Source organism: Azospirillum sp. TSO22-1 (genome assembly GCF_003116015.1).
Taxonomy (GTDB): Bacteria; Pseudomonadota; Alphaproteobacteria; order Azospirillales; family Azospirillaceae; genus Azospirillum.
Genome location: NZ_LGQZ01000085.1, coordinates 15,961 through 30,705, shown reverse-complemented (window position 1 = coordinate 30,705; position 14,745 = coordinate 15,961). Strand labels below are relative to the sequence as shown.

Genomic DNA, 14,745 nt, shown 5'->3' with positions numbered 1-14,745 from the left:
ACCAGGGATTATGATGTGGCGACAACCCTCACTGGGCACCTGATCGGTAAAGGCTTTGGCTAGCAATTTGGTAGAGTGATTGGCGCTTTCGCCTAACCGACGCGGCGGGCCCATCAAGATCAGGCTGATGTTTAAATGTATTGCAGCGGTTTGATACGCGCAGCCGTGTTAGGCCGCGTAGGCAATGCGCAATTTGCGGGGCGCAGGAATGAACCGAACTAGGGATTGAGGATGCATTGCCCTGTCCAAGACCGCAAACGGAAGAGGAGTGAAAGGCATTGACCGTAAGCTGGAGCACCTTCGCGAAGATCTCATGTGCGTGATCCAGGGCCGTCCTGCTGCTGCAGGACGGCCCTTCGCCTTTATGGAGGTCACGAGACATGATCGACATCGACGATGCCGCCATTGTCGCGGAGCGCCGCGCCAGCGACGGGCGCTTCCTGCTGTTCACCGACACCGACCTGCCGGCCGGCTCTCTCTTGCCCTGGTCATCGGTGATGGCCGACATCTACGGCGACGGCGCCGCCTTCTTGGTCCGCTTCGACGAGGCCACCGGGCCCGAGGGGTTCACCCTCCTCGATCTCCTCGACGTGGTTGCCCGGCGTGCCGCCGAGGAAGCGGTGCGGCGCCCACGCTCGCTCGCCGACCGCATGGAGGGGTCGGTGCGCCGCTGCATCGAGGAGGAACTTGCCCGCCGCGCCGCCATGCCGCGTCACGACCGATTCGGCCTGGAAGAGGCCGAACCGACACCGGAATGGCCTTACCGGCTCGCCGGGGCGTGGGCAGGCGATAACGCCTTCGATCTCTGCCGCGACCCTGCCGGCCGCTCTGAAGGCATCACCGTGGAGCAGGCCCTGCTCATCTGCGAGCAGGCGTGCGCCGACGCGACGGCGAGGCTGCCGGAGGACCGGCACCTCGTGCACCTACGCGTCCATCTCGCCGAAGCAATCCGCTGCGAGGCGGCACGCGCCGAAGCCGAACGCGCTGATGCGCCTCAACGGTGCTGACCACCACCCTTCACCGTCATCAACCGAACAGGAGACGTCATGAAGTTGAAGTCCCGTGCCCTGCCCCTGGTGCGCGAGGGCCGCGCATGCTGAACCTCAACCCGCTGCTCGCGCCCATCGCCGTCGAGTTGGTCCGCGCCGTCGTCGATGGGCGTCGCGCACCGTCCCATTCCGTCCCGCCGATGCCCGTCGCGATCGCCGACGCCCAGCGGAGCCCGCCCGTGGAGGTGCACGTCCACGTGGTGGTCAACAAGGGCGGCTGACGTCCGCTTTCGCCGTTCAAAGCCCGCTGCGGCCCGAACAACCCATCGGGGCTGCGGCGCACTCCGCGGCCCCATATCCACACCCGCGGAGGTCCGCTTGAGACTTCAGATCACCAACAAGATCCTGGCCGAGCCGCCGCCGCTGCCGGACGGCAAGGCCAAGCTCGTCCTCCACGACGCCCGTTTGCCCGGCTTCGTCGCCGAGGTTCGCAGCACGGGCCTCATCACCTTCTACTGCAAGTTCAAGAACCGCGCCGGGCAGACCCGGATGGTCAAGATCGGCCGGCACGGTCAGGATGTGACCCTCGATCAGGCCCGTAAGAAGGCCCTGGAACTGCGCGGTCGGGTCGCCGCCGGTGAGGACCCGGCCGCCGAGCGCGACACTGCCCGTCAGGCGCTCACGGTCGCTGAGTTCTCCGTGCGCTTCATGGAGCACCAGCGGGCGCGCAAGCGCTCCTGGCGCGAGGACGAGAAGCTGCTGAACAAGCGCATCCTGCCGGCGATCGGGCGCAAGCTGCTGGCGGACGTGACGGCGTCCGACATCACGCGCATCCACGACGGCGTCGTGGCCGAGGGGCTCACCCCGGCCACGGCCAACCGTCACTTGGCGCTGATGAAGACCATGTTCTCCAAGGCTGTGCTGTGGGGCGAAGTCGAGCGTTCGCCGACGCTCGGCGTCAAGCTGCTCAAGGAGAACAACCAGAGGCACACGTACCTCACCCCGGAGCAGATCCAGGCGCTGGTCCGCATGCTGGGCGAGGAGAGGGACCGCATCGGCGCCGCACTGCTGATGCTGCTCCTGCTGACAGGCGCGCGCTTTGGCGAGGCGGCGCGGGCGCGCTGGGATGAGGTGGACCTGGGCGGACGGCTGTGGCGGCTGCCGCGCCCGAAGTCCGGGCGCGTGCAGTTCAAGCCGCTGAGCGGCCCGGCGTTGGCGCTGTTGGAGAGCTTGCCGCGCGAGGAGGGCAACCCGCACCTCTTCCCCGGTGACAAGCCCGGCACCCATCGCCGTTCCGTGCGGCACACCTGGGCGCGGGCCTGCCAGAGGGCGGGCCTGAGCGGCGTCCGTGTGCACGACCTGCGGCACACCTACGCCAGCCTGCTGGTGAACGCGGGCGAGAGCCTGTTCGTCGTGCAGCAACTCCTGAACCACTCCACCCCGGTGATGACGCAGCGGTACGCGCACTTGGCTGGCAACACGCTGGCGAGGGCGTCGGAGGCTGCGGGGCGGCTCGTTGTCGGGCAACTTATCGAGGCGGCCGGGCCCTGAGCCCGGCGCCTCTCCCCTTTCTTTTTCCAATACAGAGGAGAACGTCGATGACCGACATGACGGATGCTGCCGTGACGGCGGCGAGCACGACGAGCGGCGGGACGATGGAGGGCCTACTGACGCCCGAATCGGCGGCGATCTTGCTGGGGGTTGCGCCGGCTACCCTGGAGGCTTGGCGGAGGCAGGGCACCGGGCCGGTGTTTGTCAAGCTCGGCACGCGGATGGTACGCTACCGCCGGGTTGATGTAGAGGCGTTCATCGCAGCCAAATTGTTTCAGAATACGGTGCAAGCACGGCAGCAGCCGATGGCCGCCCCGACTTCAGCTGTGTTCGACAAGAAGCGCCGACTGTTCGTGCGTCGTCCGGCTGCGACAGAAGATGGGGCTCAGTAAGTGTCGCCCTCTGAGTCTTTCTGGCGCAGAGTCTGCGCTACAAGCTCCAGATCCTCCCTGACGGAAGGGTACAGCCGTGGATTGTTCACAGGCAGCGCGGTCTTGATGCGTATGAGGTTGGGGCGGTCGTGGAAGTCGTCCATTGCCCGTCTGGCGTGGCGCCCCATGAAAACCACCGCTCGTGGATGCTCCAGGGCATCCAGCAGCCGCCTCAGCCAGCGGCGACCTTCATCAATGTCGGCTTCACTGAACGGAAACCACGGAACGATGTTCCAGACGAGACAGTGCGTTGGATCCAATCCCGCCTCGGTCAGCAGTCGCTTCACCATGCGCACGGCGGGCCCGCCCGATGAGAAGGAGACGGTGCCAGCCTGGAGTTCGGCGTGCGATGGCGACTGCATCACGACAACCACGTCGGCTTTCTCGCGCGGGCCGTTCGGGTCAATCTCGGGGACCATCTTGTCGGGTGCCTTCGCCGCGCGGATCTCTTGGATCAGCTCATCCAGCGGCGAGATCTGAACTGCTGAAGTGCGCACTGAAACGCTCGCGGGCGGAATCGTGGCCGGCCGCCTCGACGTCGTCACCGCCTCTCCAGTCAGGGCCAAGGCCACGTCCAATTCAACTTGAACCCGATGACGGGCTGGGGTCGCCTCGTTCAGCGCTTCATCGTTAGAGAGGAGTTCAAGGGCGTGTCGTGCCGCCATGATCAACGCTGGTACAGCGGCCATGGCGTTGGCGATCGGGAGCGAGTTGACCTGATCCGCGAGCTTTTCAAGAAGGCCCGGACCTGAACTCCAGATTTCATAACCAGCCGTGCCTTCGGCCACTCGCCATGCCGGAAGCATGGCCAAAACGGCATTGCTGACCGCTTGAGCAATCGCAGCGCCTGCAATGGGCGGAATTTTATCGGATGTCAGCCATTCTTCGAGGTCTGATTGCGTAGCGCCAAGCTGGATCTCCAGACGTTGCCGCCAGCCTTCCCCCCATGCCGCCCCTAGCAGGGTAGCCACCCGTGCCTGATCAAGTTTCCGCCCGTTCCAAAGCGCCAACCCTTCCATCCGCCTCATTCTCACCCCATCCCAGGTCCAGCGTGCGTCAAAATGCTTTTCATTGGAAATACCGGCTTGACAATTAAAAAGCATGAGTCCAATTTGTGCCTTGCGACGGATCACGTCGTGTTTTGCCACGCGAGGCCCACTGACTATGCCCTACGACAACCCTCCATTCAACCGCAACGCATCGTCTCCCGGAAGGCGCTATTACGACTCGACCGATAGATCGCGCCCTTATCCAGGCCAGGGACGCGGGCGTAAGCGCAACCCGGAATCCGATCGTCTGTACGATAACGTTTGCGCGCTGGCAAAAGCTGAGGATTTTCTTTTGGACTGGCTGCCCGGTGGATGTTTTTTGGACGATGTGTTCGTTGTGTCCAATCCGCGGGCGCCCCACCAGCGCTTTGGCTCACTCAGGATTGATCTGAGGACCGGCAAGTGGGGAGATGCCGACTGTGGTGCGGCAGGTACTGACATGGTCAGCTTGGCAGCTTACATCTTCGACGTATCAGAAGATGAAGCCGTTCGGCGTGTCAGGAATGCTGCTTTCGGCCATTATCATGACATGCGGGAATCACGCTAAATATCAAGATCATGTTCTCGTGTACGCAAGGCGCCGCTCTCTATGAGTGGCGCCTTTGTTTTAGTGGAAGCTCAACCTTTTCCTACTTCTGGCGGCGGGGATGATTCCAACTGACGGCAGCGTCCGGCGTCCTCTTATCCATGGGAAATGGCGGAGTGTGTCGGGTTCATGTTGATTTGGCGAAGGCTGAAAAAGAATGATGCAAATGTGAAAGCGCTACGGAAAAGCCACAGACTGCTATGTGGTCAGGGCACATAACAGCCTTATCCACGCCACCGCGAAGCGCAACCCCGCTTCGCGGAGCATAAACCGGCCAGCGACCGCAGCGGGACCGTGTTTCCCCTGTGGTCCTGTAGGGCTGGGTCAGGAGGTAGTGTGTTGACACCGGCAATCGACATCGAGAACGAGACGGGGCAGGCCGTTCTGCAGGAAGCTGGCCAAGGGGCCGGCAACGTCTCCGTTACATCGACGGATGTGGTGGAGCGAAGTGCAGGGCCGGAGCGGTCTGATTACGCGGGGCTTTTGGAGATCGCGTCGAATTTGGGGAAGGGCGATTTCCCTGGCACGATTGTCGTGATCAGGAAGGCGGTGGAGGCCAAGCTGTCCGGTGGGGAGCGGGCCATGCTCCGGAACGCGATCAAGTCTGCGACGGAGCTCCCGGTGGACGTGATAAAAGCTGTGGAAAATGATGCTCTCAACTATCACCCAGAATATGGATGCTTGAACTCGGCTGATGACGTTACCGCGGCCTTCCTGAAGCTATTGAGTGCGATTTATCACATTGTGCTCTGGACGGAAGGGCGCTTCTACTCTTACGTACACGGTAACGCTGGGGCTCCGTATTATGAGGCACACACTTATGACGAGTTGAAGGCCGATATTCTGGGTGCTTTCGTCGGCATGCCTTGCGTCCAGAGCGAGCGAGACCGAAAGGAGGTGGCCAATCGCATCTGTGCCGCTTGCGCGCGCGAGGACTACTTTGCTGACGCGCCCGCCGGCATCAACCTCGGCAACGGGTTCCTGCGTCAGAATGCGGTGCTTGGGAACGTCGAACTGCTCCCCCACGCGCCAGAGAACAAAGCCCGCTTCCTGCTCGATGTGCGCTATGATCCCGACGCGCGAGCGCCAACGTTTCTGTCGGGCCTGCGACGGTTGCTGGGCGGAGACGGGCGAAAGGTGCGGGTGGTGCTCCAATTCATGGCCTGCATCCTGTTCGGGAGCATGCCCGCGCGTGATCGCGTGCGCACGGTCATGGTCCTGTACGGCCCGCCGCGCTCTGGCAAGTCCACCCTCATCGAGTTGATGTCGCGCTTCGTGCCGGCGCATGCCAGGGCGTCCGTGCCGCCCGAGCAGTGGTCGCAGGAGTATCAGCGGGCGATGCTCTGCGGCGTTCGCCTCAACACTGTCACAGAGTTGTCGTCCGCCGGCCGCGCGATCTCAGGCGCGGTGTTCAAGCAGATCGCATCGCGTGAGCCGGTCGTCGCGCGCCAGATCTATGGGAAGCCGTTCACGTTCACGCCGCAGGCGGCGCACGTGTTCGGCTGCAACGAGCTGCCGAAGCTGTCGGAGACGAACGACTCGCTGGAGCGCCGGTTCATTGTGGTCACGTTCGCGGAGAGCCTCGGCCGCGAGGAGGTGGACCCCGATTTCCTGGAGCGCGTCTGGGAAGAGGCCCCCGGCATCATTAACCTCCTCGTCGAAGAGGCTCGCGCGATGCACCGGGACGGCGCCTTCACGCTGCCCGACGACCACGAGGAGCAGGTGGTGCAGATGCAACACGGGCCGGACCCCGCGGCGCAGGTGGCGCGCTTGTGGGTGGAGGCGGCGTCGGACGAGCGTATCACGTCACGTGAGCTCCAGGCGGCGCTTCGGGCCGCCGGCCGCCGGCTCGGGCTGGACACGACCGACTGGAGTAGCGCGTCACACATGCGCAAGGTGGCCGACCTGCTGAAGGCGCGCTACCGCGTGACGCGCCACATGGTGGACGGTGCGCCGTTCTATAAGGGCATCCGCTTCAGGGACGGGTTCGCCGTGCTGACCGCGGACGAAATGAATGCTGGTGAGGCGGCTGGCGAGGTTGAGGGCCTGTGAGCAGGCGGGGCGGCGCCGGAAGCGGTGCCGCCGCAGCGACATTGAAGCAAGGGGGCGCTCAGAGCGAGTGTCCCCTTTCCTGTTCCTCTATATCCTCACTCGTCGCTCCCTCATCGCGGTGCGCTGGCGCGGTCACCCCGGTGGCGTTTGGTGAGGGTGCCAACATCACGGCAGCAGCTTCGCGCGCCTTTGCGTACTCGGGGCGGACGACGTAGATGGAGCCATGCCGTCCGCCGCGGGTAACAAGGCCGCCTTCGGCGTCGTCCGCCATCTCATCGAGAGCCTGCCGCACCGGGTTATCCCGCCGCACGCTGACGGCGCTAAAGCTGCCAAGCTGTATGAGGGTCTCGATGGCACGGTAGGCGAGTGTGCGCGTCTCATCGCTGATCGGGCGTCCGCCGCGCCCGGTGGGCGGGTTGATGACGCGAAGCAACGGCGCGAGGCTGCCGAGGAAATGCACGCGGTCCTCTTGGACGGTAGTTGCGTACTGCCTGAACTCCCACATGACGTCTAGACGATCCTGTGCGGCTTCCGCGACCCGCGCGAGCAGGGCGGCAATTGTCCTCCCGCTGAGCGGCGTTACGATCTGTGCGTCATCGGACCTGCCTAGGAGGCGCTTGACGGCGGCTCGGTCGAGGGCCTTTACCTCCAGGCGGAGAAGGTCCGCCCTCTTGGCGTAGATCTTGGACTCCACCTTTCCCCGCCTGTGCCCCTCATTCCAGGTCACCGCGGGGAGGTTGCCAACGATCTCCTCCGCCGTGGACGTGACAAAGAAGCGGGACCGGAAGACCGCGGCGTCTGGGGGGCGCATGTTGCGCAGCGAGGCCACCAAGCTGGGTGCGTCAGACTCGGTGATATCCCGGCAGATCTCGCATGACCACAGCCGGAGCTCGCACGACAGGGGGGCGTCTCCCGGCATCAGCGCCGCCGACCGCAACGCGGCCAAGAAGGCGTCGAACGCCAGTTCAACGTCCCGGAGCTGGAGGCGCAGCAGCCGTCCCCGGTCACCCTCGCGCGCGCCCACCACGTTGTCGTTTCCATCCAGGCCCTTCGGTCCGACATCCGTGAGCCGCTCCCGCAGAGAGCGGAGGGCGTTCCCCCGGAGGACGCTGGCGGGGGTCACGATGATGCTGCGGTCTCCCACTGTGAGGCAAAGCTGCCCCTTCAGCTCCATCTTGCCGCCGTCCGGGAGGTCCGGCACGGTGAAGCGCACGTCGAGGCGCACGGAAGTGCGTGCGGCACCCGGCGCCCTACTGACAGGTCGCACCACCCCAGCACGGGCCAACCGGCTCGCGAAGCCAGCAAGGCCGCCGTCCAGATCAGGGAGGACAGCGTGTATGCCGACCGCGAACAGGTCCAGAAGGGCGTCGGCCTCCGCGTCCGCCGGACCATCGAGATCCGTCACCCCAACCTCAACCGTCTCAACCACGTCCATTCCCCAGCAGATCCAGCACGTGGCGCGAATGTGGCCGGATCGGGAGCGGAAGGGAAGACGGTTTCCTGTGATCGTCGATGTAGAATGCAGATAACGGGGCGAGCGGACGGTGGCATAGTCAGGGAAGGGGCTGGGCGGGGAAACCCGGAGGCGTGTAAAGGGACGAAAATGTAAGCAGCCGCAGGGTGTGACGCGGCTGGTATCGTTTGAATCTGAGGACGTGTAAGGGAAAGTTGGTTTCGGCGGGATTTGCCCCCTTGTAAGGATGGTGCGGCTGATGCTTGCCCCAACAGGGGCTTAGATAGAGGTAAGAGAGGATTTCGGAGCTGACAGCGGTGCAGCCGGTTCGAGAGGGCAGGACGCCGCACCGTCATGCGATGAGTCTGCGGAGATGCCGCCGCCGATGCCGCTATGCTCTCTTGCCTCGCCCTGCCGGCGGCCCGGTCTTCCGCCACCCAAGGGTTCCCAGAGGGGAATAGGAGGGGACGCAGCGGCATACATCGCCGCTGCACGTCCCCTCAGGCGCAAAAAGCCTTGGTAGAGATGGTGCCCCAGGCCGGACTCGAACCAGCACGCCGTTGCCGGCAACAGATTTTGAGTCTGCCGCGTCTACCATTTCGCCACTGGGGCACGGGATGAATGGTGCGGCGATCATACAGACCCGCCCGCCCCGGTCAATCGCAAAGGATGCGCGGAAGCACGCGCGCGGCAACTGGCGCAACGCGCCGCGCCGCGCTATATCGAAGGCGCCATGCTGCATCGCCCGACCCTCATCGATCCCCGCCTGCCGGCCGTCCTGCTGGCGCTCGCCAGCGCCGGAGTGCTCGGCGCCGCGTTCGTCTTCCAATACGGGTTCGGCTACCAGCCGTGCATCCTGTGCCTCTACCAGCGCGTGCCCTACGCCGCCGTGCTCGGCTTCGGCATCATCACGCTGGCCTTCCCGCGCTGGCGCGGCCTGGGCGACGCGCTGCTGGTGGCCAGCGGGCTGGCGCTGCTCGCCAACGCCGGCATCGCCACCTACCACGTCGGGGTCGAACACCATTGGTGGGCCGGCACCTCGGCCTGCGGCGCAACGGGCGGCGCGGCGCTGACGCTGGAGGACCTGCGCGCCCAGGTCATGAAGGCGCCCGTCGTGCGCTGCGACGAGATCCAGTGGGAATTGTTCGGCATCACCATGGCCGGCTACAACGTGGTCGTCTCACTGGCGCTGTCCGCCTTCGCCTTCCTTTCGGCGCGCCTGGCCTACCGCGCCGCCGGCCGCACGGAAGCCGCCGCATGACCCTTCCAGCCGCCGCTTCCGCCCCCCGCAAGCCGGCGCGCGGCGCGTTGCCCGGCGATCCGCGCCCGCAGGAACGCCTCGCCCGCATCATCCGCGTCGACCACGCCGGCGAGTACGGCGCCAAGCGCATCTACGAGGGCCAGCTCGCCGTCATGGGCAAGGGGCCGCACGGCCGCACGCTGCGTCACATGGCCGCCCAGGAGCGCGAACACCTGCGCTACTTCGAGGAGCAGCTGGTGGCCCGCCGCGTCCGCCCGACGGCGCTGCAGCCGCTGTGGCACGTCGGCGGCTGGCTGCTCGGCGCGGTGACGGCGCTGATCGGAGACCGCGCGGCGATGGCCTGCACGGTGGCGGTGGAGGAGGTCATCGACGGCCACTACGCCGCCCAGCTCGACCACCTCGGCCCCGCCGAGTCGGATCTGGAGGAGAAGATCCTCAAGTTCCAGGCCGAGGAGCTGGAACACCGCGACATCGGCCTCGCCAACGGTGCGGAGCAGGCGCCCGCGTACCCGCTGCTGTCCGGCACGATCCGGGTCTGCACTCGTGCGGCGATCTGGGTCGCGGAGCGGGTCTGACCCCCGTCACACCGGGTCCAGTTCGGTGTCCCAGTAAAGAAAATCCCGCCAACTCTCGTGCAGGAAGTTTGGCGGGAAGGCGCGTCCGTTCTCTTGCAGCTCGTAGGCCGTCGGCTGGAACGGCGGACTGAGCGGGATCATGCCGCAATGGTGCGGCAGCCGGTTGCCTTTCACCAGATTGCACGCCGAACAGGATGTGACGACGTTCTCCCACGTCGTCCGCCCGCCGCGCGAGCGCGGGATGACGTGGTCGAAGGTCAGCTCCTGCGTCGGGAACGGCTTGCCGCAGTACTGGCAGCTGAAGCGGTCGCGCAGGAACACGTTGAAGCGGGTGAACGCCGGCCGGCGGGTCGCCGGGATGTACTCCTTCAGCGAGATGACGCTGGGCAGGCGGATCTCGAAGCGCGGGGAGTGAACGATCCGGTCATACTGGGAAATCACGTTGACGCGGTCGAGGAAGACCGCCTTCACCGCCTCCTGCCACGACCAGAGCGACAGGGGGAAGTAGCTGAGCGGGCGGAAGTCCGCGTTCAGCACCAGAGCCGGACAGTGATCGGGTGGTGGAGCCAATGGCCACTCCCTCGTCTCATACCGTCTCGCACGGCCTCTGACCCCGAGCGCACCAGATACATAAGCGATACGGCGGATAATCTCAACATCTCGTGTCGCCGACCGCCACCGCACCGCACAATCTTCACACCCCCGTAACGCTTCCGACACGCCTTCGGTGCCCGGCGGCGCCCCAGAAAAAGGGGGAGGGGTGTGACAAATGGGGTGCCCACAGCCAAGACGGCCGAAAGCCGCCGGCTTGGTTACTGGTCGTTAACCATGGTCGGGCACAGTCGCGGCAACGACCACGGGGGCCACCATGACTGCACAGATCATCAGCCTTGCCGCGAAGCGCCAGGAACGCGAAGAGAAGGCGCGTCAGCAGCGCATCGAGGCCTTCGATCGCGAACTGCGCCGCCGGCTCGCCCTGTACCTCGAGGGCGAGGATATCCCGGTCGAGCCGATCCGCGACAACCCCTACATCTGAACAGGCGCTTTCTCCCATTTGTGAGGGGGCCGTTTGTGGGAGGGGCGTCGGTTCGGCTATAGAAGCGGCATGACGACCGTCACCCGCTTCGCCCCCAGCCCGACCGGGCACCTGCACCTGGGCCACGCGCATTCGGCGCTGTTCGGCTGGCGCGCGGCCACTGCGGCAAAAGGCCGCTTCCTCCTGCGCATCGAGGACATCGACCCGCAGCGCTGCCGTCCCGAGTTCGAGCGGGACCTGATGGAGGACCTGGCGTGGCTGGGCCTCGCCTGGGAAACGCCGGTGCGCCGGCAATCCAATCACCTCGACGATTACCGCGCGGCGCTCGGGCGCCTGCAGGCGCTGGGCGTCGTCTACCCGTGCTTCTGCACCCGCAGGGACATCGCGGCGGAGATCGCCCGCGCCGGCCACGCGCCGCACGGGCCGGACGGTCCGCTCTACCCCGGCACCTGCCGCCATCTTGCCGAGTCCGAACGCGCCGCCCGCATGGCGGCGGGGGAGGCGTACGCGTGGCGGCTCGACGTCGCGGCGGCGGTGCGGCGGGTGGGGCCTCCGCGCTGGTTCGACCGCGGCCGCGGCTGGCAGGAGGCGACTCCGGAGATCCTCGGCGACGTGGTGCTGGCCCGCAAGGACACGCCGACCAGCTATCACCTCAGCGTCACCGTGGACGACGACCTGCAGGGCGTCACGCTGGTGACCCGCGGCGAGGACCTGTTCTTCGCCACCCACCTGCACCGGCTGCTGCAGGCGCTGCTCGGGCTGCACGTGCCGGAATGGCACCACCACGGTCTGCTGACCAACGACCGCGGCGAGCGCCTCGCCAAGCGCGACCGGGCGCAGACGCTGCGCTCGCTCCGCGAGGCCGGCTGCGCGCCGGCCGAGGTGCGCGCGCTGGCCGGCTTTCCGGATTGACGCGGAAACCCCGGCCGGATCGCTCCGGCCGGGGCCCGGGGTTTGGTTCGGGGGGGCGGGTGAACGGTCAGCGCTGGCGGACGAGGGCGCCCTGGCCGGCGAAGTTGCCGATGCCGGCCGAGAGGTTCGACACGTTGGCGAAGTTCGGGCCGCCGAAGGGCGCCCGGCCGCCGGAGCGCTGGAGCACCGTCGCCGCCTGCGACGCCTGGTTGCCGATGCCCGCCGCGGTGTTGGAGACGTTCGCCATCGAGCCGCCGGGGAACAGCCCGCCTGAGCGCTGGCCGACGAAGACGCCCTGCGACGCGGTGTTGCCGATGCCGGCCGCCGTGTTGGAGACGTTCGCGACGTTCGGGCCGCCCAACAGTCCGCCGCCGCGCTGCATGGTGGTGACGCCCTGCACCGCGACGTTGCCGACGCCGGCGGCAGTGTTCGAGATGTTCGACACGTTCTGCGCCATGGCGGGAGCGGCGAACAGCGCGAGCGAGGCGAAGCCGGCGAGGAGCGAAGTGCGGATCATGGTGTCGGTCTCCTGTCTGAGGGGGCCGGCGCTCTCTCGCGTCCGGCGTGTTGTCGATGACAGGAGACTAGCGGGGGCAGGCCTGGGCGGATGTGAGCCGGGCCACAAGCATGGCGAGGTTTTTGCCCCCACCCCGGCCCTCCCCCGCTCTCGGCGGATCCGAAGGATCCGCCTACCGCGTCAGCGCAAGCGAAGCTTGCGCGAAAGCTGGGCGGGAGAGGGGGTACCCTTGCCTGCATTCCCGGTATGGCGAAGTTCCCTCCCCCGCCCAGCGGGGGAGGGATAGGGTGGGGGCCGTGGAACGCCGTGCCTACTGCACGGTCGGCTTGGGTTCCTCGACCACCGCGCCGCTCTCGGTGTCGATGATCCGGACGTCCTCGTACTCGTGGCTCTGGCGGAGTTCGCCGGCCTTCTTGATGGCGCCGTCCAGGGTGTCCCGCTTCAGGCTGATGACGCCCATCGTGCCGCCGGCCATGACGTGATAGCGCACGTTGTCCTCCCTGCTGGTTCGCCCATCAGCATACAGCAACCGCCGGCGCCACCAAGGCTTCCGAACGGAGGGGGCTGCGGCCTTACGCCGCCAGCCGGTTGGACTCGCGGATCTCGCGCAGGAAGTCCTCGACGTGGTGCTCCAGCGCTTCCGACTGGTGGACCAGCTCGTCCGCCGCGTCGGCCACCGCCTGCGAGGCGCCCAGCGTGCCGTCGGCGGCGCGCGAGACGTCGGTGATGTGCAGGTTGATCTCGTCCGTGCCGTGCGCCGCCTGCGCCACGTTGCGGCTGATCTCGCCGATGGCGGCGTGCTGCTCGTGGATCGCCGCGGCGATGGAGGAGGAGGTCTCGTGCACCTCGCCGACCGTGCGGGCGATCTCGCGGATGGCGGCGACGGCCTGATCGGTCTCCGCCTGCACCACGGCGATCTGCGCCGCGATCTCATCGGTGGAGCGGGCGGTCTGCGTCGACAGGCCCTTCACCTCGTGCGCCACCACGGCGAAGCCCTTGCCGGCCTCGCCGGCGCGGGCGGCCTCGATGGTCGCGTTCAACGCCAGCAGGTTGGTCTGGCCGGCGATGTCGCGGATCAGGTCGACCACCTGCCCGATCTTGCCGGCGGCGTCGGACAGGCCCTGCACCACGCCGTCGGTCCGCGCCGCCTGCTCCGACGCCAGCTGGGCGACGGAGGAGGCGCGCTCGACCTGCCGGCCGATCTCCAGGCTGGCGGCGTTCAGCTCCTCGGTGGCCGCCGCCACGGTCTGCACGTTGGCCGAGGCCTGATGGCTGGCCGCCGCCACGGCGCTGCTCTGGGCGCTGGTCTGCTGGGCGTTCGACGACATGGCGTTGGCCGAGCCCTGCAGGCGCTCGATCACCTTGCCGATGGTCAGCACCATGCCCTTGACGCGCTGCTCCATGCTGTCGGCCATGGCGAGCATGGCGCGCTTGCGCTCCTCGATGGCGCGGCGCTCGTGCTCCTCGTGCTCGGTGCGCATGCGCTCGATGCGGATGACGTTCTCACGGAACACCTGGACGGTGCGCGCCATGTCGCCGATCTCGTCGGCGCGGTCCACGGCCGGCACCTCCAGGTCGGTGCGGCCCTCGGAGAGCGCCAGCATGGTGCCGCGCATGGCGGCGATCGGGGTGGCGATGGAGCGGCTCACCCACCACGCCGCCAGCAGCACGACGGCCAGCACGACGGCGAAGATCGACGCCTGCTCGACCACCTTCTGGCGGAACACCGCGTCCACGTCGTCCACGTAGATGCCGGTGCCGACCACCCAGTCCCAGCCGGCGATGCGCTTGACGTAGGAGATCTTCGGCGACGGCGCCTCGCCCTTCGCCTTCGGCCAGGAATAGGGGAAGAAGCCGGCGCCGTCGCGCCGCGCCACCTCGATGAAGCCTTGGAAGATCGAGAAGCCGGTGGGGTCGCGCACGTCCATGACGGTCTGCCCGACGCGGTCCTTCAGCCCGGCCGGGTGCATCAGCAGCACGCCGTTCAGGTCGTTGACCCAGAAATAGTTGTTGCCCTCGTAGCGCAGCGTGCCGATCGCCTCCAGCGCCGCCTTCTTCGCCTCATCGGCCGGCAGGACGCCTTTCTGGGCCAGTTCCTGGTAGCGCAGCGCCAGGCTGGAGGCGGCGTCCACCAGGTCGCGCGTCTTCATCTGGCGGTCGTTCATCAGCTCGGTGTGCAGGCTGGTCAGCGCCACGGCGGCGATGACGACCATGCCCACCAGGGCGACCGACGCCATGGCCGTCAGACGGCCGCGGAGCTTCAACGAAAAGGCCATGATCACACTCGTGCAACGGAAGGGTCATAAAACCGCCCCGGTCGAGGGGCGGCGCAC

Annotated in this window: 16 protein-coding genes and 1 tRNA gene; 10 read left to right on the top strand and 7 right to left on the bottom strand. The window is 66.8% G+C overall.

The features are described from left to right. Positions 1 to 380 precede the first annotated feature (380 nt). From TSO221_RS22550 to TSO221_RS22540, 4 genes are all read left to right on the top strand, one after another. Entirely contained in the window at positions 381 to 1,007 is a 627-nt protein-coding gene (locus TSO221_RS22550) for a hypothetical protein (protein ID WP_109120771.1), read from the top strand. An 86-nt stretch (positions 1,008 to 1,093) separates the two neighbouring features. After that, positions 1,094 to 1,270, top strand: a complete 177-nt coding sequence (locus tag TSO221_RS35590) for a hypothetical protein (RefSeq protein WP_158284177.1) — start codon at positions 1,094 to 1,096, stop codon at positions 1,268 to 1,270. 97 nt (positions 1,271 to 1,367) lie between these two features. Continuing rightward, positions 1,368 to 2,540 carry a site-specific integrase gene (locus tag TSO221_RS22545; protein WP_158284176.1) on the top strand — a complete coding sequence of 391 codons (1,173 nt, stop codon included), beginning with the start codon at positions 1,368 to 1,370 and terminating at the stop codon, positions 2,538 to 2,540. Between the two features lie 47 nt (positions 2,541 to 2,587). Continuing rightward, positions 2,588 to 2,932, top strand: a complete 345-nt coding sequence (locus TSO221_RS22540; protein ID WP_247878192.1) for a helix-turn-helix domain-containing protein — start codon at positions 2,588 to 2,590, stop codon at positions 2,930 to 2,932. On the opposite strand, the gene TSO221_RS22535 is transcribed toward TSO221_RS22540, so the two are convergent. Then, on the bottom strand, positions 2,926 to 4,119 hold the full coding sequence (locus TSO221_RS22535; protein WP_158284175.1) for a uracil-DNA glycosylase family protein: 1,194 nt from the start codon (positions 4,117 to 4,119) through the stop codon (positions 2,926 to 2,928). The two genes, TSO221_RS22540 and TSO221_RS22535, sit on opposite strands and share 7 nt — an antisense overlap. Before the next feature lie 16 nt (positions 4,120 to 4,135). On the opposite strand from TSO221_RS22535, the gene TSO221_RS35095 reads away from it, so the two are divergent. Both TSO221_RS35095 and TSO221_RS22530 read left to right on the top strand, forming a co-directional pair. Further along, positions 4,136 to 4,567: a hypothetical protein gene (locus tag TSO221_RS35095; protein WP_146208877.1), complete on the top strand. Its 432-nt coding sequence runs from the start codon at positions 4,136 to 4,138 to the stop codon at positions 4,565 to 4,567. Positions 4,568 to 4,945: 378 nt separating this feature from the next. Next, entirely contained in the window at positions 4,946 to 6,658 is a 1,713-nt protein-coding gene (locus tag TSO221_RS22530; protein ID WP_146208876.1) for a phage/plasmid primase, P4 family, read from the top strand. Positions 6,659 to 6,716: 58 nt separating this feature from the next. Here the strand turns inward: TSO221_RS22530 and TSO221_RS22525 are convergent, their stop codons facing one another. Next, positions 6,717 to 8,093: a hypothetical protein gene (locus TSO221_RS22525; protein WP_109120767.1), complete on the bottom strand. Its 1,377-nt coding sequence runs from the start codon at positions 8,091 to 8,093 to the stop codon at positions 6,717 to 6,719. 544 nt (positions 8,094 to 8,637) lie between these two features. Beyond that, positions 8,638 to 8,723, bottom strand: a tRNA-Leu gene (locus tag TSO221_RS22520). Positions 8,724 to 8,844: 121 nt separating this feature from the next. Between TSO221_RS22520 and TSO221_RS22515 the strand changes: the two genes are divergently transcribed. After that, positions 8,845 to 9,372 carry a disulfide bond formation protein B gene (locus TSO221_RS22515; protein WP_109120766.1) on the top strand — a complete coding sequence of 176 codons (528 nt, stop codon included), beginning with the start codon at positions 8,845 to 8,847 and terminating at the stop codon, positions 9,370 to 9,372. After that, a complete protein-coding gene (locus TSO221_RS22510) occupies positions 9,369 to 9,947 on the top strand; it encodes a demethoxyubiquinone hydroxylase family protein (RefSeq protein ID WP_109120765.1) in 579 nt (192 codons plus the stop codon). The genes TSO221_RS22515 and TSO221_RS22510 overlap by 4 nt, the downstream gene beginning before the upstream one ends. Positions 9,948 to 9,953: 6 nt before the next feature. Here TSO221_RS22510 and TSO221_RS22505 read toward each other — a convergent pair whose 3' ends face one another. Continuing rightward, positions 9,954 to 10,517 (bottom strand): HNH endonuclease, encoded by a 564-nt coding sequence (locus TSO221_RS22505; RefSeq protein WP_109120764.1) that lies wholly within the window; start codon positions 10,515 to 10,517, stop codon positions 9,954 to 9,956. A gap of 298 nt (positions 10,518 to 10,815) precedes the next feature. Between TSO221_RS22505 and TSO221_RS36045 the strand changes: the two genes are divergently transcribed. Further along, entirely contained in the window at positions 10,816 to 10,983 is a 168-nt protein-coding gene (locus TSO221_RS36045; RefSeq protein WP_199229579.1) for a hypothetical protein, read from the top strand. Between the two features lie 69 nt (positions 10,984 to 11,052). Next, complete coding sequence (gene gluQRS / locus TSO221_RS22500; protein WP_109120763.1) at positions 11,053 to 11,895, top strand: tRNA glutamyl-Q(34) synthetase GluQRS; 843 nt, start codon at positions 11,053 to 11,055, stop codon at positions 11,893 to 11,895. A 67-nt stretch (positions 11,896 to 11,962) separates the two neighbouring features. Here gluQRS and TSO221_RS22495 read toward each other — a convergent pair whose 3' ends face one another. The 3 genes from TSO221_RS22495 to TSO221_RS22485 form a co-directional block, all read right to left on the bottom strand. Beyond that, positions 11,963 to 12,412, bottom strand: a complete 450-nt coding sequence (locus TSO221_RS22495) for a hypothetical protein (RefSeq protein ID WP_109120762.1) — start codon at positions 12,410 to 12,412, stop codon at positions 11,963 to 11,965. A 310-nt stretch (positions 12,413 to 12,722) separates the two neighbouring features. Further along, on the bottom strand, positions 12,723 to 12,902 hold the full coding sequence (locus tag TSO221_RS22490) for a hypothetical protein (RefSeq protein WP_109120761.1): 180 nt from the start codon (positions 12,900 to 12,902) through the stop codon (positions 12,723 to 12,725). Positions 12,903 to 12,984: 82 nt separating this feature from the next. After that, a complete protein-coding gene (locus tag TSO221_RS22485; RefSeq protein WP_109120760.1) occupies positions 12,985 to 14,688 on the bottom strand; it encodes a cache domain-containing protein in 1,704 nt (567 codons plus the stop codon). Positions 14,689 to 14,745: the final 57 nt, after the last annotated feature.